Annotated in this window: 17 protein-coding genes; 1 reads left to right on the top strand and 16 read right to left on the bottom strand. The window is 70.2% G+C overall.

Translation table 11 applies throughout. The features are described 5' to 3' along the window. Positions 1-3: 3 nt before the first annotated feature. The 11 genes from ACUP6Y_RS10900 to ACUP6Y_RS10850 form a co-directional block, all read right to left on the bottom strand. On the bottom strand, positions 4-273 hold the full coding sequence (locus ACUP6Y_RS10900; RefSeq protein WP_462556212.1) for a DUF6167 family protein: 270 nt from the start codon (positions 271-273) through the stop codon (positions 4-6). Then, entirely contained in the window at positions 270-824 is a 555-nt protein-coding gene (locus ACUP6Y_RS10895; protein WP_462556209.1) for a hypothetical protein, read from the bottom strand. The genes ACUP6Y_RS10900 and ACUP6Y_RS10895 overlap by 4 nt, the downstream gene beginning before the upstream one ends. An 11-nt stretch (positions 825-835) precedes the next feature. Next, positions 836-2,218, bottom strand: a complete 1,383-nt coding sequence (locus ACUP6Y_RS10890; RefSeq protein ID WP_462556206.1) for a replication-associated recombination protein A — start codon at positions 2,216-2,218, stop codon at positions 836-838. Positions 2,219-2,309: 91 nt separating this feature from the next. After that, positions 2,310-3,503, bottom strand: coding sequence for an ABC transporter ATP-binding protein (locus ACUP6Y_RS10885; protein WP_462556203.1), 1,194 nt, complete (start codon positions 3,501-3,503; stop codon positions 2,310-2,312). Further along, positions 3,503-4,594, bottom strand: coding sequence for an ABC transporter ATP-binding protein (locus ACUP6Y_RS10880; protein WP_462556201.1), 1,092 nt, complete (start codon positions 4,592-4,594; stop codon positions 3,503-3,505). The genes ACUP6Y_RS10885 and ACUP6Y_RS10880 overlap by 1 nt, the downstream gene beginning before the upstream one ends. A 14-nt stretch (positions 4,595-4,608) precedes the next feature. Continuing rightward, positions 4,609-5,625, bottom strand: a complete 1,017-nt coding sequence (locus ACUP6Y_RS10875) for an ABC transporter permease (protein ID WP_462556199.1) — start codon at positions 5,623-5,625, stop codon at positions 4,609-4,611. A gap of 95 nt (positions 5,626-5,720) precedes the next feature. Beyond that, the gene (locus ACUP6Y_RS10870) at positions 5,721-7,460 is read right to left on the bottom strand and encodes an ABC transporter substrate-binding protein (protein ID WP_462556197.1); all 1,740 of its coding nucleotides are present in this window, start codon (positions 7,458-7,460) and stop codon (positions 5,721-5,723) included. Between the two features lie 89 nt (positions 7,461-7,549). Further along, positions 7,550-8,575 (bottom strand): ABC transporter permease, encoded by a 1,026-nt coding sequence (locus tag ACUP6Y_RS10865; protein ID WP_462556194.1) that lies wholly within the window; start codon positions 8,573-8,575, stop codon positions 7,550-7,552. Between the two features lie 150 nt (positions 8,576-8,725). Further along, positions 8,726-10,489, bottom strand: a complete 1,764-nt coding sequence (aspS, locus tag ACUP6Y_RS10860; protein ID WP_462556705.1) for an aspartate--tRNA ligase — start codon at positions 10,487-10,489, stop codon at positions 8,726-8,728. Between the two features lie 14 nt (positions 10,490-10,503). Further along, on the bottom strand, positions 10,504-11,853 hold the full coding sequence (gene hisS / locus ACUP6Y_RS10855) for a histidine--tRNA ligase (protein WP_462556192.1): 1,350 nt from the start codon (positions 11,851-11,853) through the stop codon (positions 10,504-10,506). A 6-nt stretch (positions 11,854-11,859) separates the two neighbouring features. Next, positions 11,860-12,573: an MBL fold metallo-hydrolase gene (locus ACUP6Y_RS10850; protein ID WP_462556190.1), complete on the bottom strand. Its 714-nt coding sequence runs from the start codon at positions 12,571-12,573 to the stop codon at positions 11,860-11,862. Between the two features lie 46 nt (positions 12,574-12,619). Between ACUP6Y_RS10850 and ACUP6Y_RS10845 the strand changes: the two genes are divergently transcribed. Continuing rightward, entirely contained in the window at positions 12,620-13,858 is a 1,239-nt protein-coding gene (locus ACUP6Y_RS10845; protein ID WP_462556188.1) for a DUF349 domain-containing protein, read from the top strand. 104 nt (positions 13,859-13,962) lie between these two features. Here ACUP6Y_RS10845 and ACUP6Y_RS10840 read toward each other — a convergent pair whose 3' ends face one another. The 5 genes from ACUP6Y_RS10840 to secD all read right to left on the bottom strand — a co-directional run bounded on the left by ACUP6Y_RS10840 (position 13,963) and on the right by secD (position 21,122). Then, positions 13,963-14,706: a hypothetical protein gene (locus ACUP6Y_RS10840; protein WP_462556186.1), complete on the bottom strand. Its 744-nt coding sequence runs from the start codon at positions 14,704-14,706 to the stop codon at positions 13,963-13,965. 397 nt (positions 14,707-15,103) lie between these two features. Then, entirely contained in the window at positions 15,104-17,431 is a 2,328-nt protein-coding gene (locus tag ACUP6Y_RS10835; RefSeq protein ID WP_462556183.1) for a RelA/SpoT family protein, read from the bottom strand. A gap of 64 nt (positions 17,432-17,495) precedes the next feature. Continuing rightward, the gene (locus ACUP6Y_RS10830) at positions 17,496-18,044 is read right to left on the bottom strand and encodes an adenine phosphoribosyltransferase (protein WP_462556181.1); all 549 of its coding nucleotides are present in this window, start codon (positions 18,042-18,044) and stop codon (positions 17,496-17,498) included. 4 nt (positions 18,045-18,048) lie between these two features. Then, positions 18,049-19,320, bottom strand: a complete 1,272-nt coding sequence (secF, locus tag ACUP6Y_RS10825; protein WP_462556179.1) for a protein translocase subunit SecF — start codon at positions 19,318-19,320, stop codon at positions 18,049-18,051. Beyond that, positions 19,320-21,122, bottom strand: a complete 1,803-nt coding sequence (secD, locus tag ACUP6Y_RS10820; protein WP_462556177.1) for a protein translocase subunit SecD — start codon at positions 21,120-21,122, stop codon at positions 19,320-19,322. The genes secF and secD overlap by 1 nt, the downstream gene beginning before the upstream one ends.

Raw genomic sequence — 21,122 nt, 5'->3', positions numbered from 1 at the left:
CGCTCAACGGGTGCCTTCTCTGCTGGGTGTGGTGGTGGGATTGATGAGCTGGGGCGGACCGGCGTCCGCGCCGTCGAAGCGCTGGCGCAGGTGGATCTCGGCCGCGGCCTGGCCCCGGGCGACCTCCTCGCCGAACAGCCGGGCGCCGAGGACCGCGGCGCCGATCCGGTCCCGCATGCCGTCGGGGGTGAACGCCTCGGCGAGGCGGCGGACCCGGACCATGCCGTAGACACCGGCGGCCGCACCGGCCGCGAACCAGACCCCCGCCCTCACGACGACACCTCCACGTCGGGGCGCAGGGTCGCTCGGTGACGCGTCTCCAGGTCGCGGCGCGCCGCCTTGAGCATCAGCCGGCGCTCCTTGCGCGAGCGCTTGACCTCGCGCCTCATCTCGAACCGGATCCGGTTGCGGACCTCGGGCGAGAGCGCCCGGCGCAGCCCCGCGGCGAGCGCCGCGGTCTTGATCACGCTCTCGCGCAGCACGATGTCGGCGAACATCGGCGCGGGTACGACGCGCGCGGGGACCCGGGGGCCGTGCTCCTGGCCGAGGTCGGTGATGACGTACTCCCGGTCGTCCACCACCGCGACCGGTGTCCGCTCGCGGCGCCGTGTGGACTCCTGCCTGGCCCGCAGCTCGGTCTCGATGCCGGCCAGCTGCTCGCGCAGCGCCTCGGCGTCCTGGGCCGCCGCCTCCAGCAGCGCCTCGGTGTGGCTGCGCGCCCGGCGCACGGCCCGGGACAGCCGGTACGCCGCGACCGCGAGCGCCACGACGGCGACGAGGGTCACCACGACCAGCCAGGTCGGGACGGCGATGTCGGAGGTCACGACGAAGTAGCCTACTTGCCGCGGATGAGGCGGCGTACCCGCTCCCACCGCTGCTTGACCGCCGCCTCGGCGCCGTGCTCGGTCGGGCGGTAGTAGGCCGCGTCGAGGACCACGTCGGGCGCGTACTGCTGCTCGGCGACCCCGAAGGGCGCGTCGTGGCTGTAGACGTAGCCGACGCCGTGGCCCAGATCCTTGGCACCGGAGTAGTGCGCGTCGCGCAGGTGGGGCGGGACCTGGCCGATCTTGCCGGCCCGCACGTCGCCGATCGCGGCCCCGATCGCCGTGGTCACGGCGTTGGACTTCGGCGCCACCGCGAGCGCGATGGTGGCGTGCGCCAAGGTGAGCTGGGCCTCGGGCATGCCGATCAGCTGGACCACCTGGGCGGCGGCCACCGCGGTGGTCAGCGCGGTCGGGTCGGCCAGCCCGATGTCCTCGCTGGCCAGGATCATCAGTCGCCGGGTGATGAAGCGCGGGTCCTCTCCCGCCTCGATCATCCGGGCGAGGTAGTGCAACGCGGCGTCGGCGTCGGAGCCCCGGACCGACTTGATGAAGGCGCTGACGACGTCGTAGTGCTGGTCGCCGTCGCGGTCGTAGCGCACCGCCGCCTGGTCGGCGGCCGTCTCGGCGGTCTCGACGTCGATCACCGGTTTGGTGGTCGATCCTGTCGAGACCCCCTTGCTGCGGGCGGCGCCGGCCGCGGCCTCGAGGTAGGTCAGCGAGCGGCGGGCGTCGCCGCCGGCCAGACGGACGATGTGGTCGCGGGCGGCCTCGTCGAGCACCAGGTCGCCGCCGAGGCCGCGTTCGTCGGCGACCGCCAGGTCGAGCACGGCCGCGATGTCGTCGTCGGTCAGCGACTGCAGGCGCAGCAGCAGGCTGCGCGAGAGCAGCGGCGAGATCACGCTGAACGAGGGGTTCTCGGTGGTCGCGGCGACCAGGGTGACCCACCGGTTCTCCACGCCCGGCAGCAGCGCGTCCTGCTGCGCCTTGCTGAACCGGTGGACCTCGTCGACGAAGAGGACCGTCTCCTCCCCCGTGGCCACCAGCTGACGCCGCGCGGAGTCGATCGCCGCCCGGACCTCCTTGACCCCGGCGGAGACCGCCGAGACCTCGACGAAGCGCCGGCCGGTCTGCTGGCTGATGATCGAGGCGATCGTGGTCTTCCCGGTGCCCGGCGGACCCCACAGCAGCAGCGAGAGCGACTGGTCGCCCTCGACCAGCTGCCGCAGCGGCGAGCCGGGGGCCCGCAGCTGCTCCTGCCCGACCAGCTCCTCGAGCGTGCGCGGACGCATCCGCACCGCCAGCGGCGCCGAGGCGTGGGTGGCGTCGGCCAGCGAGCCGCCCGAGGCCGCCCCCCGGGACCCGGGGGTGTCGAACAGCTGGGGCTCGTCATCCACGGTACGAAGCCTACGGAAGCGCCAGCGCCCGCTGGTGAGGCGTCTCGCTACGCCGCTCGCCAGCGCTCGAGGCTACTCGATGAACAGCCGACTACGCGCGGCCGATCGACTTGTTGTCGAGGTCGAACCAGGTGTCGGCGTACCCGGGCTGCTCGACCAGGTCCGTGCTCGGGCTGGCGCCCGGGTCGGGCCGGCCCTCGGCGTCGACGCCGAGCAGGCCGGCGGTCAGCGGCTCGTGAGGCGCCTGGCCGAGGCGCCCCGGGAAGTGGCAGGCCACCTTGTGCTTGCGGCCGATCTGGAGCAGCGGCGGCTCGTGCCGGGCGCAGATCTCCTGGGCGATCGGGCAGCGGGTGCGGAACCGGCAGCCCGAGGGCGGGTCGATCGGGCTCGGTACGTCGCCCTGCAGCCGGATCCGCTCGATGCGGCCCCCCGTGGCAGCCTGCTTGACGTCGGGGACGGCCGACAGGAGTGCCTGGGTGTAGGGGTGGTGGGCGTTGTTGTAGATCGAGTCGCGGTCGCCGATCTCGACGATCTTGCCGAGGTACATGACCGCGATCTCCGGGCAGAAGTGCCGGACGATGGCGAGGTCGTGGGCGATGAAGAGGAACGCGACGCCGAACTCGTTCTGGATGTCCTGGAGCAGGTTGATGACCTGCGCCTGGATCGAGACGTCCAGCGCCGAGACCGGCTCGTCGGCGACCAGCAGCTTGGGCTGCAGGGTCAGCGCCCGGGCGATGCCGATGCGCTGACGCTGGCCGCCGGAGAACTCGTGGGGGTAGCGGTTGTAGTGCTCCGGGTTGAGGCCGACGATCTCGAGCAGCTCCTGGACCCGCGGCAGCACCTTGTCCTTGGGCAGGACCTTGTGGATCGCCAGCGGCGCCCCGACGATCGAGCCGACCGTCTGGCGCGGGTTCAGCGAGGTGTAGGGGTCCTGGAAGATCATCTGGATCTCGCGGCGCAGCGGCTTGAGCTCCGCTGCGTTCGCCTGCGCGATGTCCTGGCCCTCGAACCGGATCGCGCCCGCGGTCGGCTTGTAGAGCCGGGTGATCAGCCGCCCGGTCGTCGACTTGCCGCAGCCCGACTCGCCGACCAGGCCGAGCGAGGTGGCCTCGGCGACCTGGAAGGAGACGCCGTCGACGGCCTGGACCTGGCCGACGGTACGGCGGATCAGGCCGGGCGACTTGACCGGGAAGTACATCCGCAGCTGGTCGACCTCGAGGATCGGCTTCGCGTCAGCGGGCGCGACCGACGCGCCGTGGCCCGGGGTGATCGTCTCGTTCGTCATCACAGCTCCTCGGCCAGGTCCGGTGCGATGACCGGAAGCATCTCGGCCGCGTAGATCGCGTCGGGGTTGGGCAGGTGGCAGCGCTTGGTGTGCGCCGCGCCACGCTGACCGGGGACGAGCAACGGCAGCTCGGTGCGGCACAGGTCGCCGGGCACCTTGTCGCGGTGGGGGCACCGCGGGTGGAAGGCGCAGCCGGAGGGCGGGTTGAGCAGGCTCGGCGGGTTGCCGGGGATCGGGACCAGCCGCGCGTCCGTGTCACCGGTGAGGTCCGGCACGCTGGAGAGCAGCCCCCAGGTGTAGGGCATCTCCGGGTGGGTGAGGATCTCCTTGCACGGGCCGTACTCGACCGCCCGGCCGGCGTACATCACGAGCACGTCGTCGGCCATCTCCGCCACGACGCCGAGGTCGTGGGTGATGATGATGACCGCCGAGTTGAACTCGCGCTGCAGGTCCTGCAACAGGTCGAGGATCTGGGCCTGGACCGTCACGTCGAGCGCCGTGGTGGGCTCGTCGGCGATGAGCAGGTTGGGGTCGTTGATCAGCCCCATCGCGATCATGGCGCGCTGCCGCATGCCGCCGGAGAACTGGTGCGGGTAGTCGTTGACGCGCTTGTCGGGGTTGGGGATGCCGACCCGGTCGAGCATCTCGATCGCGCGCTGCTTGGCCACCTTGCGGGACACGTCGTGGTGGACCCGGTACGCCTCGCCGATCTGGTTGCCGACCGTGTAGTAGGGGTGCATCGCCGAGAGCGGGTCCTGGAAGATCATCGAGACCTCGCGTCCGCGCTTCTTGCGCATCTCCTCGGCGCCGATGTCGAGGAGGTTGACGCCGTCGAGGACGATCTCGCCGTCGAGCCTCGCGTTCGTGCCGCGGTGCAGGCCCATGATCGCCATGCTCGAGACCGACTTGCCGGATCCCGACTCGCCGACGATGCCGAGCGTCTTGCCCCGGTCGAGATCGAAGGTGAGGCCGTTGACGGCCTTGACCAGGCCGTCCTGGGTCGGGAAGTGGACCTGCAGCTCACGCACGGAGAGGAGCGGGCCGGTGGCCGTGTCCGTCGTGATGGAGGCGGACGGGGAGGTGGTGGACATTCGGGGAGCTCCTCTCAGCCCAACCGCACGCGCGGGTCGATGACGGCGTACAGCAGGTCCACGATGATGTTGGCCACGATGACGAAGCTCGCCAGCAGCAGGACCAGCCCGACGGTGGTCGGCAGGTCGAAGTCCGAGCTCGCGCGTACGGCCAGCTTGCCCATGCCGGGGTAGTTGAAGACCGACTCGGTGATGATCGCGCCGCCCATCAGGCCGGCGAAGTCGAGGCCCGCCATGGTGACGATCGGGGTGAGAGCCGCACGCAGGGCGTGCTTGTAGGTCACGGTGCGCTCGGGCAGGCCCTTGGACCGGGCCGTGCGCACGTAGTCCTCCTGGAACGACTCGATCACGTAGGAGCGCGTCATCCGGACGTAGGCGGCCATGAAGAACACGGCGAGGGTGATCGCGGGCAGGGTCAGGCTGGACAGCCAGCCGCCGACGCCGCCGTCGGCGATCGAGGTGTAGCGCGGGATGTCGGTGAGCCCCCACTTGATCGCCACGAACTTGTAGAGCACGAGACCGACGAAGAACGTCGGGAAGGCGTAGGCGATCAGGGACAGGCCGACCAGACCGCGGTCGACGATGGTGCCCTTCTTCAGGGCCGCTGTGACGCCGAGGACGATGCCCCCGACCATCCACAAGATGAAGGCGGCGACCGCGAGGGAGAAGGAGACCGGGAAGGTGTCCTTGATCAGGTTGGTGACCGTGTCGCCGCGCTCGCGGGAGTAGCCCAGGCAGGGCGCGTCGCAGTGGACGATCGTGTCCGGGGCGGTCTCGCGCAGCTTCGGGTCGTCGGGGTAGTCGCGGCCGTTGACCACGCCCTTGGCGAACTTCCACCACTGCTCGGCGAACGGGTCGTCGTAGCCCATCGCGGCGGAGGTCTGCTTCTTCTGCGCGGCCGAGCAGTTCTTGCCGCAGATGAAGGACGCCTCGTCGATCGGGGAGGCGAAGAACAGGGCGAAGGTGACGATGCTCATCACGATGAGCATGATCACGCCGGCGAAGAGCCGGCGGATGACGTACGCGAGCACAGGGGACCTCGGTGTGGGAGGAGACGGCCGGTGGGCACCGACAGTCGGGGGCCGCCCTGGGGGCGACCCCCGACTGTCTTGTGGTTAGCGGAGAATCACTTCTCCACGCCGAGCACGGCGAGGTCGGCGTAGCCGTTCACCGAGACGTTGTTGGCGTAACCGGTGATCTTGCCTCCATGCACGAAGTTGAACAGCGTGATCTCCAGCGGGATGTAGGCGACGTCCGCACCCAGCTTGGCGTCGACCGCGGCCCACTTGGTGGCGGCAGCGTCGAGGTCCGGCTCGGCGTAGGCGTCGTCGATCAGCTGGTTGACCTCCGGGCCACCCTTGTAGTTGCCGTAGTCGTTGCCGTTCGAGTCGGGCGTGATGTTGATCCGGCTGTCGAACAGCGGCGGGATGACGGTGCCGACCGAGGCCCAGTCAGCGCCCCAGCCGCCCCAGGTGACGTCGAAGTCGGCGTCCGGCTTCTGGATCACGGAGTAGTAGGTGTCCTCCAGCGGGTCCAGCTCGGTGTCGAAGCCGGCCTTGTCCCAGCCGGCCTTCAGCGCGGAGGCCTGCTTGTCGGAGGTGGGCGTGCCACCCGAGTAGGTGAACTTGATCTTCACCGGCTTCGGGGCGGCGCACTTGTCGAGCGCGGCCTTGGCGGCGTCGACGTCACCGGACTCGCCCATGGCGTCGAACGCCGGGTTGGGCTTGTAGCCGGGCACACCCGGGTTGACGACCGAGTCGGCCTGCTTGAAGTACTCCGGGCCACCGCCGGCCTTGATCCAGGCGGCGCGGTCGGTCGCGAGCTTCAGCGCCTCGCGGCAGTTGGCGTCCTTGAAGACCTCCGAGTTGAAGTTCGGCAGCACGTAGTCGACGTACGGCGACTCGACGTGCGTGTAGCGGTCGCCCGCCTCGTCCTTGCGGCTGAACAGCGCCGGCGGGAGACGACGCTCGGTCACGGAGTACTGCGCGTCACCGGAGTCGGCGAGCAGCTGCTCGTAGATCGCCTCGTCGGTGTCACCCTCGCGGAAGTCCCAGGTGTCCGGGTAGGCCTTGCGGATCGGGTCGGTCGACGCGTCCCAGTTCTCGTTGCGGACGAACTTGCCGCCGGTGCCCTCCTTCCAGGCGCCGTCGAGCTTGTAGGGACCGTTGGAGATGATCGTGAAGTTGTTCGCGTCACCCTTGTCGAGGTCCTCGCGGTACGGGTCCATGTACCGCAGCTGGGCGATCGAGTTCGGGAAGTCCGGCCACGCCTTCTTGAAGCGGTACGTGATCGTCTTGCCGTCGCAGGTCACGGCCTTGTCGTAGAGGTCCTGGCCCTTCTTGGTGTACGGGCCCTTGTACTGCGGCAGCTCGTCGTCGCCGGTGGGGATGTCCAGGTAGGTGAACAGGTAGTTGGCGGGACCACCGATGATCACGTCGGTCGCGAAGTTGCGCGACGCGCCGTACTTGAAGTCCTCACACGTGATGTCCTTGCCGTCCTCCCACTTCACGCCGTCCCTGACGGTGAAGCTCCAGGACTTGCCACCGTCGGTGGTGGTGCCGGTGTCGGTCGCGAGGTCGGCGATCGGCGTGGTGCCCTCGACCGGGTCGTCGGAGGCGGGCAGCGCCACCAGGCTGCGGTAGAACAGCCGGCCCGCGTTGTTGAGGTCACGACCGATGTACATGCGCTGGGGGTCCCAGTGCTCGACGTTGCGGACGCCGACCAGGAAGATGGCGTTGCCACCCTTCTCGGCCTTGCCTCCACTGCTCCCGCTGTTGTCGCCGTCGTCACTGCCACCGCCGCACGCGGCGAGTGTCGCCGCGAGCGCCGTGGCGGCCACGGCAGCCAATGGCTTCTTGAAGGCCATCCAACTATCTCCTTTTCGGTAGTGACGCCGGCTCGGCCGACGCCGCGGTGCTCCGGGTCCCGTGTTCGGCGGAGCACCGGGTCCTTGTGTTATCGATGTGACTTGGGATCGAGCGCATCGCGGGCGCCGTCGCCAACGAGGTTGAACGCCACGACGATGAGGGCGAGCAGGGCGCCGGGCAGGAAGAAGTACATCGGGTCGGCGCTGGTGTAGCTGACCGAGTCGCCGAGGATGTTGCCCAACGTCGGCGTCGGCGGCTTGATGCCGACCCCGAGGAAGTTGAACGCCGCCTCGGCCGAGATGTAGGCCGGCACGAGCAGCGTGACGTAGACCAGGACGGGCGCCCAGACGTTGGGCAGCACCTCCTTGAAGTACAGCCGGCGCCGTGAGGCGCCCAGCAGACGCGCGGCCTCGATGAACTCGCGCTCACGGATGGAGAGCACCTGGCCGCGCACGACACGGGCCACCGGCGGCCAGCCGAAGACGGCCAGGATGAGGATCACGTAGAAGCCGTTGGACAGGTCCGCGCTGTGGAAGAAGCCGAGACCTGGAAGATCCGCGATCTGCTTGCGGAACATCAACACCACCGGGCCGGACAGCGCCAGCAGCATCAGCGTCTGCGGGAACGACAGCGTCAGGTCGATGATCCGGCCGATCACGGCGTCGACGAAGCCGCCCGAGAAGCCGGCGACGATGCCGAGCACCGAGCCGATGATCACGGTCAAGATGGTGCCGGTCAGCGCGATCGTCAGCGACGAGGTGATCGCCAGCATCAGCCGGGCGAGCAGGTCGCGCCCCGCCCCCGGGTCGACGCCGAACGGGTGGGACCAGCTGATGCCGCCGAAGCGGCCGGCCGGAGCCACGCCGTCGTCGGAGAGCAGCTCCTGGTGGAACTCGTTGGGGTGCAAGACGCCCACGGCCACCAGGATCGGCGCCGCGATCGCGCACAGGATGATGAAGACCGTCACCGAGAACGAGATCATCGACAGCTTGTCGGCCCGGAACCGGGCGATGGCCAGCTGCGTCGGGGACCGGCCGGCCACCGACACGACGGAGTCGTCCCCGACCGGGGCGTCGGTCTCGTGGACCTCCAGTTCGGAGCCCGGGATCGTCATCTTCACCTCGTCGCCGTGAGTCACGGATGCGACGCGGGCCACCATGGCCACGCACCGTCCGCGACACTAGGCGCACCTGGTGCGTCAAGGCGATAGCGACGCGGTAACGGTTTGGTCTCGACCCCCGGCAAACCGTCCGGCGGACAGGCCTCAGGCCTTGTCTTCCTCCGCCGGACGGGCGTCCACACCGGCTTCCTTCCGCTGCTCCGGCGTGATCGGCGCCGGTGCCGCGGTGAGCGGGTCGTAGCCGCCGCCCGTCTTCGGGAACGCGATCACGTCGCGGATGGAGTCCGTGCCGGCCAGCAGCGCGACCACCCGGTCCCAGCCGAACGCGATGCCGCCGTGCGGGGGCGCGCCGTACTTGAACGCCTCGAGCAGGAAGCCGAACTTCTCCTCGGCCTCGGCCTCGCCGATCCCCATCACCTCGAAGACCCGCTTCTGGATGTCCTCGCGGTGGATACGGATCGACCCGCCGCCGATCTCGTTGCCGTTGCACACGATGTCGTAGGCCCACGCCAGCGCGCTGCCGGGGTCGGTGTCGAAGGACTCGAGGTCCTGCGGGCTGGTGAAGGCGTGGTGGACCGCGGTCCACGCTCCCCCACCGACCGCGACGTCACCGGCCGCGGTGGCCTCGTCGGCCGGCTCGAACAGCGGCGCGTCGACGACCCACAGGAAGCTCCACGCGCTCTCGTCGAGGAGCCCGCCGCGGCGGCCGATCTCGAGGCGCGCGGCGCCCAGGAGGGCGCGGCTGCTCTTGACGGCTCCGGCGGCGAAGAAGACGCAGTCGCCCGGCTGGGCGCCGACATGGGCGGCCAGGCCGGCCCGCTCCTGGTCGGAGAGGTTCTTGGCGACCGGGCCGCCGAGCTCGCCGTCGTCGGTGACCAGGACGTAGGCCAGGCCGCGCGCGCCGCGCTGCTTGGCCCACTCCTGCCAGGCGTCCAGCTGCTTGCGGGGCTGGCTGGCGCCGCCCGGCATCACCACGGCGCCGACGTAGGGCGCCTGGAAGACCCGGAACGGGGTGTCCTTGAAGTAGTCGGTGCACTCCACCAGCTCCAGGCCCATCCGCAGGTCGGGCTTGTCGGAGCCGTAGCGGGCCATCGCCTCGGCGTAGGTCATCCGCGGCAGGGGCAGCGGGATGTCGTAGCCGATCAGCTTCCACAGCGCGACGACGATCTGCTCGCCCAACGCGATCACGTCGTCTTGGGTCACGAAGCTCATCTCGACGTCGAGCTGGGTGAACTCCGGCTGGCGGTCGGCGCGGAAGTCCTCGTCGCGGTAGCAGCGCGCGATCTGGTAGTAGCGCTCCATGCCGGCGACCATCAGCAGCTGCTTGAACAGCTGCGGGCTCTGCGGCAGGGCGTACCAGCTGCCGGGCTGCAGGCGGGCCGGGACCAGGAAGTCACGGGCCCCCTCGGGCGTGCTGCGGGTCAGCGTCGGCGTCTCGATCTCCACGAAGTCGTGGGCGTCGAGCACGCCGCGGGCGGCCTTGTTGACCCGGCTGCGCAGCCGGATCGTGTCGCCCGGCGCACTGCGGCGCAGGTCGAGGTAGCGGTGCTTGAGGCGCACCTCCTCCCCCACGTCGACGTGGTCGCTGATCGGGAACGGCAGCGGCGCGGCCGCACTGAGCACCTCGACGTCGCTCGCGACGACCTCGATCGCGCCCGTGGGGAGGTTCGGGTTGGTGTTGCCCTCGAGGCGCGCGACGACCTCGCCGGTGACCTTGAGGCAGTACTCCGCGCGCAGACTGTGGGCCACCTGCTCGTCGCGGATGACCACCTGGACCACACCGCTGGCGTCGCGCAGGTCGATGAAGGCCACGCCGCCGTGATCGCGCCGGTTGGCCACCCACCCGGCAAGGGTGACGTTCTGGCCGACGTGCTCGGCACGCAGGGTGCCGGCACGGTGCGTCCTCATCGGGAGGGTGCGGGTCACTTGGATTCCTCTTCATCGGTGGTGAGGACCTGCGGTCGCAGGTCGTGGGTAGGAGGCTGCCAGGTCGCGGGATCGGCCGCGACCTGGTTCCCGTCGCGGATGTCCTTCACCTCGCCCTGGTCCGGGAACCAGACGTAGGGGATGCCGCGGCGCTCCGCGTGGCGGATCTGCTTGCCGAACCTGGCCGCGCTCGGCGCGACCTCGCACGAGATGGCGCGGGCCCGCAGCGCGCTCGCGACGGCGTCGGCCTCGGCGCGGGTCTCCTCGGCGGTGACCGCGACCAGGACCACGCTCGGCACCGAGCGGTCGGCGGCGAGCACGCCGCGCTGCACGAGCGGCACCAGCACCCGGCTCAGGCCGAGCGAGATGCCGACCCCCGGGTACGTCGTGCGGCCGTCGGAGGCGAGGGCGTCGTACCGACCGCCGGAGCAGATCGACCCGAGCGACTCGTAGCCGTCGAGACGGGTCTCGAAGACCGTGCCGGTGTAGTAGTCGAGGCCGCGGGCGATCGAGAGGTCGGCCTCGATCCGGGTGCGGCCGGTGGCGAGCGGGGCGCAGGCCCGGACCAGCGTGGCGAGCTCGTCGAGGCCCTCGTCGAGCAGCTCGCTCTCGACGCCGAGGGCCCTGACCTGGTCGACGAAGGAGTCGTCGGTGGTCCGGATCGTCGCGAGGGCGAGCGCCTGGTCGGCCTGCTCCTCGCTGACGCCGGCCTCGGCCAGGAGCAGCTCCCGGACCCTCTCGGGCGCCAGCTTGTCGAGCTTGTCGACCAGGCGCATCACCTCGTCGATGGCATTCGCGTCGAGCCCGAGGCCGGCGTAGAAGCCCTGGATCAGCTTGCGGTTGTTGGCCTGGAGCCGGAAGCCGGGCAGGAAGGTCAGCCCGGCCAGCGCCTCCAGCATCACCCGGGCGACCTCGACGTCGTGGTGGAAGGGCAGCGTGTCGCGCCCCACGATGTCGATGTCGGCCTGGGTGAACTCGCGGAACCGGCCCTCCTGGGGCCGCTCGCCGCGCCACACCTTCTGGATCTGGTAGCGGCGGAACGGGAACTCCAGCCTGCCGGCGTTCTCGAGGACGTAGCGCGCGAACGGGACGGTCAGGTCGAAGTGCAGCCCGATCCCCTTGTCCTTGCCCTCATCGCCCTCCTGGAGGCGGCGCAGGACGTAGACCTCCTTCGAGGTGTCGCCCTTGCGAAGGAGCTGGTCGAGCGGCTCGACGGCCCGGGTCTCGACGTTGGCGAACCCGTGCAGCTCGAAGGTGCGCGCGAGGCTCGCGACGACCTGCTGCTCGACGTAGCGCTGGGCGGGGAGCAGCTCGGGGAACCCGCTGAGCGGGGTCGGCTTGGCCATCAGGGATCACAGTCCTCGGGTAGCTCGACCGGCGGCGCCCGCGTCGAGGAGGTCGAGCAGGAACGGGTTGGTGGCGCGCTCGCGGCCGATCGAGGTCTGCTCGCCGTGGCCGGGCAGCACGGCGACGTCGTCGGCCAGCGGCAGCACCTTGGCGCTCAGCGAGGCGAGCATCTTCGCGTGGTCGCCCCCGGGCAGGTCGGTGCGGCCGATCGAGCCCTGGAAGAGCAGGTCCCCGGAGAACATCACCTCGGAGATGTCCGGCCCCTGATCCCACGGCGTACGGAAGGTGACCGAGCCCTCGGTGTGGCCGGGCGTGTGGTCGACGAGGAACCTCAGGCCGGCCAGCTCCAGGCTGGCGCCGTCGGCGAGCTCGGCCACGTCGTCGGGCTCGGTGAACTCGTAGTCGCCCCCGAGCAGCATCCCGGCCGACTCGCGTGAGATGCCGGCCATCGGGTCGGCGAGCAGGTGTCGGTCGTGCGGGTGGATCCACGCGGTGGCGTCGTACGCGCCGGCGACGGGGGTCACCGACCACATGTGGTCGATGTGACCATGGGTCAGCAGCACGGCCACGGGCTTGAGCCGGTGCTCGCGGACGACCTCGGCGACACCGGCCGCGGCATCCTTGCCGGGGTCGACGACCACGCACTCGGCACCGGGTGCCGTGGCCGCGACATAGCAGTTGGTACCCCACGGTCCGGCAGGGAAAGCGGCGATCAGCACCGGGCCAGCCTATCGAGGGCTGGGGCTTTGATTAGCATGGGCCACTGTGACTACCTCCGACTGGGGCCGCGTCGACGACGACGGCACCGTCTACGTGAAGACGACCGATGGCGAGCGGGCGGTCGGGCAGATGCCCGACGCGACACCCGAGGAGGCCCTGGCCTTCTACACCAAGCGGTACGACAACCTCTCGCTCGAGGTGGACCTGCTCCACCAACGGGTGCTGACCGGCGTGCTCTCGCCCGAGGAGGCGACAGCGTCGGTCAAGCTCGTGCGCGAGCAGCTCGTCGACGTCCACGCGGTCGGAGACATCGCCGCCCTGGTGCGCAAGCTCGACGAGCTCGGCCCGGTCATCGCCACCCAGCGCGACGCCCGCCGCGCCGCCAAGGCCCAGCGGGTCGCCGACGCGCGCGCCGAGAAGGAACGCCTCGCCGGTGAGGCCGAGAAGATCGCCGGCGGGCGCGACTGGCGCAACGGCGCCAACCGGCTGCGCGAGCTCCTCGAGGAGTGGAAGAAGCTCCCCCGCATCGACAAGGCCGCCGACGACGAGCTGTGGCGCCGGTTCTCCTCCGCGCGCTCGGCGTACACCAAGGCGCGCAAGTCGCACTTCGCCGAGCAGGACGAGAAGCGCGAGGGCGCGCGGGTCGTCAAGGAGCGCCTGGTCGTCGAGGCCGAGGCGCTGTCCTCCTCGACCGAGTGGGGTCCGACCTCCGGCCGCTACCGCGACCTGATGCGCGACTGGAAGGCCGCGGGCCCGGCCCCCAAGGCCGTCGACGACGAGCTCTGGCGTCGCTTCCGCGGCGCCCAGGACACCTTCTTCGGTGCCCGCGACGCCGCCAACGCCGCCCTCGACACGGAGTTCGCCGCGAACGCCGTCGTCAAGGAGGGGCTGCTGGTCGAGGCCGAGGCCATCGCCGCCGCCCTGGAGTCGTCCGGAGACCTCGCCGCCGCGAAGACGGCCTTCCGCGTCGTCGCCGACAAGTGGGACGAGGCCGGCAAGGTGCCCCGTGACCGGATCAAGGACCTCGAGGGCCGGATGCGCGCCGTCGAGCAGGTCCTGCGCCGCGCCGAGGACGACCAGTGGCGTCGTACCGACCCCGAGAAGTCGGCCCGCGCCGACGACATGGTCTCCAAGCTCGAGGCCGCCATCGCCGAGACCGAGGCCAAGCTCGACGCCGCCCGCTCGCGTGGGGACGAGAAGAAGGTCCGTGAGCTGGAGGAGAACCTCGAGGGACGGCGGTCGTTCCTGGAGATGGCCAAGAAGGCGTCGGCCGACTTCAGCTGAGGCCGTCTGCAGGGATACCCGCTCCAGCGGGTATCCCTGCACTTCCTGACTGCTGCAACGGTCAGGAAGTGCCTGTAGTGGTCAGGAAGTCGCCCGCTCGCCTGTCAGGCCGAGTACCGCCCAGGGCGGCCAGCGGTTCGACACGCGTCGATCAACCGCCGGATGCGGCGCTCCAAGGCAGCCGGATCAGCAAGATCGGCCCACGTGACTCGCAGGCACCGCCAGCCGGTCAGCTCCGCCACGACCTCCTCGCGGCGCTTCTCGCGCAACACCGCGTCCACCGTCGACTCTCCGGAGCGGAGATGCCGCTCGTACTTCACCCGCCCGTCGAACTCGATCCAGACGCCGAGATCGGGCAAGGCGAAGTCGAGACGTGCCACCAACACGTCGCCGTCGTACACCTCGTACTGAGGCACGGGCAGCGGGAGGTGCCGTCGGAAGAACAGATAGAACAGCCGGGACTCTCCGACCGATTCCAATCGCGGGTCTGCCAAGCGCAGGACCAGTTCGGTTCCGAGCGAGTCGGGCCAATGGTCCATCGAGCGCTCGTAGCGTGCGCGCAGTTGGCCGGCCGTGACAGCTCCGCTGTGGAGTAGGTGGTTGGCAACAACCACGCCCGACTCCACCGAGCCCACGAGGCATGCCTCGAGAACCGAGCGGGCCGCCGAGGTGATCAAGATGCCGTTGGTCTCGACCACGTCACCCTCCTCGAGGAGTCCGCAGTGACGCCTCACGCCGGCCTCACGCCGCCCGGAGAACCCGTCCGCGCGCGTCAGATGCACGTCCGAGAGGTCGAAGCCCCACAGCGGGCCGTCGTGAAACGGCAACGCAGAGACGTGGCTGAGCACGACCCCTGTGTTCGCCTGCTGGTACGCCGCGCGGCACCGCACGGCGTACTGCTGGTCCGGAGTCAACGCTCGCCAGGCCGGTCCGTCGACATAGGCGCCCCGACGAGGTCGTTCACGGGCGCCACTTCGAAGGTCTCGGGCAAGCGAACGGTCGTTGTGACCCGTCATCAGTAGCTCTCGCCGCAGGTGGACGGGAAGCAGCCGTGGATCGTCGCTCGCCAACATCATGCGTCCCACCCTGCCCGCAATTCGTGCGGTTGGGACGGACAGGTTCTTCGGCTGTGGATAGCTTCGCGGCCAGTGCTCCACTCCCTGACTTGTCCTTACGCTTCCTGCCCGTTGCAACAGGCCGGAAGCGCGGGGATACCCGCCTCAGCGGGGAAACCCGCACCCGCGACTACTGGGTGACGCGGTACGCGTCGAAGACGCCGGGGACGGAGCGGACCGCGTTGAGGACGGTGTCGAGGTGCTTGGCGTCGGCCATCTCGAAGGTGAAGCGCGACTTCGCCGTCCGGTCCCGGGAGGTGGTGAGGTTGGCCGACAGGATGTTCACGTGGGCGTCCGAGAGCACCATGGTGATGTCGGAGAGCAGCCGGGAGCGGTCGAGGGCCTCGACCTGGATGTTGACCAGGAAGGTCGACTGGCCGGTGGGCGCCCACTCGACGTCGACGAGCTTCTCGGGCTGGGCGAGCAGGCTGGCGGCGTTGGTGCAGTCCTTGCGGTGGACCGAGACTCCGCCGCCCTTGGTGACGAAGCCGAGGATCGCGTCGGGCGGGACGGGGGTGCAGCACTTGGCGAGCTTGACCCATACGTCGGGTGAGCCGGTGACGATCACGCCGGCGTCGCCGCTCGTGGCACGGCGGGGGCGACCGCGGCGCCCGGTGATGGTGACCGCCTCGGCCAGGTCCTCCTGGGCGCCCTCGTCGCCGCCGTGCAGCTCGATCACCTTGCGTACGACGGTCTGCGCACCGAGGTTCCCCTCGCCGACGGCGGCGTAGAGCGCGGTGACGTCGGTGAGCCGGAACGCGGTGGCGACCAGGGTGAGCGAGTCGTGGGACAGCAGTCGCTTGAGAGGCAGGCCCTCCTTGCGCATCAGCTTGGCGATCTCGTCCTTGCCGCGCTCGATGGCCTCCTCGCGGCGCTCCTTGGTGAACCACTGGCGGATCTTGGAGCGGGCGCGCGGGGACTTCACGAAGCTCAGCCAGTCCCGCGACGGGCCGGCGCCCTCGGCCTTGGAGGTGAAGACCTCGACCACGTCGCCGTTCTCGAGCGTCGACTCGAGGGGGACGAGGCGGCCGTTGACGCGGGCGCCGATGGTGCGGTTGCCGACCTCGGTGTGGACGGCGTACGCGAAGTCGACCGGGGTGGAGCCGGACGGCAGCGCGATCACGTCGCCGCGGGGGGTGAACACGTAGGTCTCGGCCTGGTTGATCTCGAAGCGCAGCGACTCCAGGAACTCGCCGGGGTCCTCGACCTCGCTCTGCCAGTCGAGCAGCTGGCGCACCCAGCTCATGTCGTCCCCAGAAGGAATGGGGCCGCCGGGGCCTCGTTGATCGGTGTCGTGGCCGGCGCGCCCGTCCTCCTTGTACTTCCAGTGCGCCGCGACGCCGTACTCCGCGCGGCGGTGCATGGCGAAGGTGCGGATCTGCATCTCCACCGGCTTGCCCTGCGGGCCGATGACCGAGGTGTGCAGCGACTGGTACATGTTGAACTTCGGCATCGCGACGTAGTCCTTGAACCGGCCCAGGACCGGGTTCCAGCGCGAGTGCAGCACGCCGAGGACGCCGTAGCAGTCGCGGTCCTCCTCGACGAGGATGCGGATGCCGACGAGGTCGTAGATGTCGGAGAAGTCGCGGCCACCGACGATCATCTTCTGGTAGATCGAGTAGTAGTGCTTCGGCCGGCCGGTGACGGTCGCCTTGATCTTCGCCTCGCGCAGGTCCTTCTCGACCTGGGAGATGACCTCGGCGAGGAACGAGTCGCGTGACGGCGCGCGCTCGGCGACCAGGCGCACGATCTCGTCGTAGATCTTGGGGTGCAGGGTCGCGAAGGCGAGGTCCTCGAGCTCCCACTTGATCGTGTTCATGCCGAGCCGGTGGGCCAGCGGGGCGTAGATGTCGAGCGTCTCGCGGGCCTTGCGCTCCTGCGTGGACTGCTTGACGAAGCGCAGCGTGCGCATGTTGTGGAGCCGGTCGGCGAGCTTGATGACCAGCACCCGGATGTCGCGCGACATCGCGACGATCATCTTGCGGATCGTCTCGGCGTTGGCCGAGTCGCCGTAGACGACCTTGTCGAGCTTGGTCACGCCGTCGACGAGCAGCGCGACCTCGTCACCGAAGTCGCGGCGACACTCCTCCAGGGTGTACGGCGTGTCCTCGACCGTGTCGTGCAGCAGCGCGGCCACCAGCGTCGGCTCGGTCATGCCGATGCCGGCGAGGATCGTGGTCACCGCGAGCGGGTGGGTGATGTACGGGTCGCCGCTCTTGCGCTTCTGCTCGGCGTGCAGCCGTTCGGCGGTGAGATAGGCGCGCTCCAGCAGCTGAAGATCAGCCTTGGGGTGGTTGGTGCGGACCGCACGGAAGAGCGGCTCGAGGACCGGGCTCGAGACCTGGCTGCGGCTGCCCATCCGGGCCAGGCGGGCGCGGACACCGCGCCCGCCGCCGGGCTCGCTGGCGACCGGGGCGGGCGCCGTCGGCACCCGTGGCGTCGTGCGCTCCTCGGTCATGGCGCCAGTCTAGTAGTGCGGCGCGGAACCCGAGTCGCCCGTGGGCGGGCCACTCGTGTCGGCCTCAGACGGTCTGCAGGGCATGCACCGCGACGTCGCCGAGAGCCGAGCGGCCCTCGAGGAAGCCCAGCTCCATCAGGACGGCGAAGCCGACCGGCTCCGCGCCGCAGCGCCGCACCAGCTCACAGGTGGCGCCGGCGGTGCCGCCGGTGGCGAGCACGTCGTCGACGAGCAGCACCCGCTCCCCCGGCGTGACGGCGTCCTGATGCAGCTCGAGCACCGCCTCGCCGTACTCGAGGGCGTAGTCCACGCGGTGGGTGGAGTACGGCAGCTTGCCGGCCTTGCGGACCGGGGCGAAGCCCACACCGAGCGCCAGCGCGACCGGAGCCGCGAGGATGAACCCACGGGCCTCCATGCCGACGACCTTGTCGACGACGACCGCGCCGCTCTCGTCGCGCCCGATCTCCGCGATCGCCTCGACGACCGCGGCGAAGCCGGCCGGGTCGGCCAGCAGCGGCGTGATGTCCTTGAAGACGATGCCCGGCTCCGGGAAGTCCGCGATGTCGCGGACCAGCCGGGCCAAGGCGTCGGCCGCGCGCTCGCGGACGGTCACCGCGCTACTTCTTGCCGCGCTTGGACCGCGCCTGGCGCACCGGCTGCTTGCGGCCCGAGCTGCCGCTCTCGTTGACCGGCCGGCTGCTGCTGGGGACCACGCGGCCCTTGCCGAGGGCATCGGCGCTGGGAGCGGTACGACGCGGGGCCGGGTCCTCCTCGACCTCGAACTCGAACTCCTCCTCGAGGAGCTCGTCCGGGATCGCGTCGGGGTCGTCGAGGCGGCGACCGGGGAGCGGCGCGTCGTCGTCGGTGCCGACGGGCACCGAGGCGTAGCGGTCGGCGAGGGCGCGCTGCTTGGCCTTGGCCCGGCGCGCCTGGATCTGCATCTCGGTCTCCTGCATCTTCAGGTGGACCAGCACCCGGGGGGCGAGCATGACCGAGGAGTAGACGCCGACGCCCATGCCGACGAACTGCGCGAGCGCGAGGTCCTGCAGCGAGCTGGCGCCCAGCTGGACGGCGGAGACGTAGAGGATCGCGCCGATCGGGATGAGCGCGACGATCGAGGTGTTGATCGAGCGCACCAGGGTCTGGTTGACCGCGAGGTTGGCCGCGTCGGCGTACGACTGGGTGTTCTTGCGGAGAACGGTGGTGTTCTCCTTGATCTTGTCGAACACGACGACGGTGTCGTAGAGCGAGAAGCCGAGGATCGCGAGCACACCGGTGACCGCGGCGGGCGTCACCTGGAAGCCGGACAGCGCGTAGACGCCGACGGTCAGCATGACGTCGTGGATCAGCGCGATGAGCGCGGCGACCGACATCCGCCACTCGCGGAAGTAGCCCCAGATGAACAGGACCACGAGCAGCAGGAAGATCGCGACGCCGATCCCGGCGCGCTTGGCGACCTCCTGGCCCCAGCTGGGGCCGATGTCCTGAACGGACAGGTCGCCCTCGTCGACGCTCGGGAACTCCTCGTGGACCAGCGCCGAGATCTCGCCGCGCTGCTTCTCGCTGAGGTTCTCGACCTGGATCACCAGGGAGGAGTCGCCCTCGGTGGTGACGGTGGGGTTCTCGGCGTTCTGGATCCCCGAGTCCGCGACCTTCGTGCGCAGGTCGTCGGCCGTCGACTGGGTGGCGTTGCCGGAGCCGACCGGGACCGACACCGTCGTGCCGCCGGTGAACTCGACGCCCATGTTGAGCGGCTTGAGGAACAGCACCAGCACCGCGGCGGCGACCAGGAAGCCGGAGATGGCGTAGAAGAGCCACGGCTTGGCGATGAAGTCGATCGACTTGCGGCCCTGGTACAGCTCGTTGCCCAGGCGGGACATCTTGCCCATCAGGCGTCACCTCCGGCGACGGCGGTACGACGAGGGCGGGAGGGCGTGATGTCCATGCCCAGCGTCTCCTTGCTGAGGCCGGACAGCTTGTGCCCGGAGTTGAACGCCTTGAACTGCGCGAGCCAGGACACCATCGGCTTGGTGAACCAGAACAGCACCGCGAGGTCGATGAGCGTGGTGAGACCGAGCGCGAAGCCGAAGCCCTTCACCGCGCCGGTGGCGAAGATGTAGAGCACCAGCGCCGAGAGGATCTGGACCGTGTTGGCCGCGACCCGGGTGACCCGGGCGCGGGCCCAGCCGGTCTCGACCGCGACCCGCATCGACTTGCCCTCGCGCATCTCGTCTCGGATGCGTTCGAAGAAGATGACGAACGAGTCCGCGGTGATGCCGACCGCGATGACCAGGCCGGCGATGCCGGGCAGGGTCAGCGTGAAGCCGGCGGTCTTGCTCAGCAGCAGCACCAACGCGTACGTGATCGCCGCCGCCACGAACAGCGAGCTGACGACCACCAGGCCCAGGCCTCGGTAGTAGAAGAGGCAGTAGAGCATCACCAGGACCAGGCCGATGGCGCCCGCGGTCAGACCGGCGGAGAGCTGGTTTCCGGCCAGGGACGGGCCGATCTCCTCGACCGAGGTCTGCTTGTCGTTGAACTTGATCGGCAGCGCGCCGAACTTGAGGCTGTTGGCGAGGTCGAGCGCCTCCTGCTCGGTGAAGTCGCCCTCGATCTGCGAGCGGCCGTCGGTGATGACGCTGTTCATCACCGGGTAGGTCAGCACCTGGCCGTCGAGGACGACCGCGAACTGCTCGTCGGTGCCGGCGAAGGCCCGCGAGACGGCCTCGAAGTCCGAGGAGGCGCCGGCGGAGCCCTTCGGGTGGGCGCGGTCCTTGCTGTTGCCCATCTCGATGGCGACGACCCAGCCGACGCCGTTCTGCGGAGTCTGGGCGCTGGCGTCGTCGAGCTCGGTTCCCTCGACGACCGAGCGGCTCAGCAGGAACTTGATGACACCGTTGTCCCTGTCGGGCGTCGAGCACGCCACGAGCGGCCGGTCGGGGTCGTCGACCTGCTCGGCGGGCTTGCCCTCGGCGTCGACGACCACGCCCTTGGCGTCACAGGTGTAGCTGTTGAACAGCGCGATCGCGGCCTGGTCGGGGCTGCGGGACCAGGCGATGTCGTCCTTGACGGTCCATGCCTTGCCGTCGCCGCCCGGGTCGCCCGCGGTCGGGGTCTCGGTCGCGCCGTCGGTGGGCGTGCCGGTCGGGGCGTCGGTCGGGGTGTCCGTGGCGCCGTCGGTCGGGGTCTCCGTCGCGGCGTCGGTGGGAGCGTCGGTCGGGTCGTCCTCGGCGAGCGAGAGCGGCGCTCGGCCCAGACCCATGCCTCCGGTGCCGGCGCCGGTGTCGCAGGAGGCCGGGCGTACGTCGGAGCACGCCACCAGGCGGAAGCGCAGCTGCGCCTGGCGCTTGACCGTCTCCTCGAGCTGGTTGCGGTTCTTGGTCTTGCCCGGGACCTCGACCACGATGTTGCGGCCGCCCTGGGTGGTGACCGCGGCCTCGGCGACACCGGAGCCGTTGACGCGCTGGTCGATGATCCGGCGCGCCTCGTCGAGGTTCTCCTTCGACGGAGCCTTCTCGGCGGTCAGCGTGATCCGGGTGCCGCCCTGGAGGTCGAGCCCGAGCGCGGGGCGCCAGGGGGTGTCGGGGTCCTTCACGCCGGCCTGCGAGAGCGCGGTGAGACCGTAGAGCACGGCCAGGCCGAGGAAGAAGACGATCAGGTGGCGCCCAGGGCGCGGACGGCGGGATGCCAT

Source organism: Nocardioides sp. S5-5 (assembly GCF_054954065.1).
Note: the sequence above shows the minus strand (reverse complement) of the source record. Positions and strands in the feature narration are given on the sequence as shown.

Bases quoted from the DNA above. Each gene is read 5' to 3' on its own strand.
- ACUP6Y_RS10885 (WP_462556203.1), bottom strand. From the start codon at position 3,503: ATGACGAACGAGACGATCACCCCGGGCCACGGCGCGTCGGTCGCGCCC.
- ACUP6Y_RS10880 (WP_462556201.1), bottom strand. From the start codon at position 4,594: ATGTCCACCACCTCCCCGTCCGCCTCCATCACGACGGACACGGCCACC.
- ACUP6Y_RS10870 (WP_462556197.1), bottom strand. From the start codon at position 7,460: ATGGCCTTCAAGAAGCCATTGGCTGCCGTGGCCGCCACGGCGCTCGCG.
- ACUP6Y_RS10865 (WP_462556194.1), bottom strand. From the start codon at position 8,575: ATGACGATCCCGGGCTCCGAACTGGAGGTCCACGAGACCGACGCCCCG.
- aspS (WP_462556705.1), bottom strand. From the start codon at position 10,489: ATGAGGACGCACCGTGCCGGCACCCTGCGTGCCGAGCACGTCGGCCAG.
- hisS (WP_462556192.1), bottom strand. From the start codon at position 11,853: ATGGCCAAGCCGACCCCGCTCAGCGGGTTCCCCGAGCTGCTCCCCGCC.
- ACUP6Y_RS10835 (WP_462556183.1), bottom strand. From the start codon at position 17,431: ATGACCGAGGAGCGCACGACGCCACGGGTGCCGACGGCGCCCGCCCCG.
- secF (WP_462556179.1), bottom strand. From the start codon at position 19,320: ATGGGCAAGATGTCCCGCCTGGGCAACGAGCTGTACCAGGGCCGCAAG.
- secD (WP_462556177.1), bottom strand. From the start codon at position 21,122: ATGGCATCCCGCCGTCCGCGCCCTGGGCGCCACCTGATCGTCTTCTTC.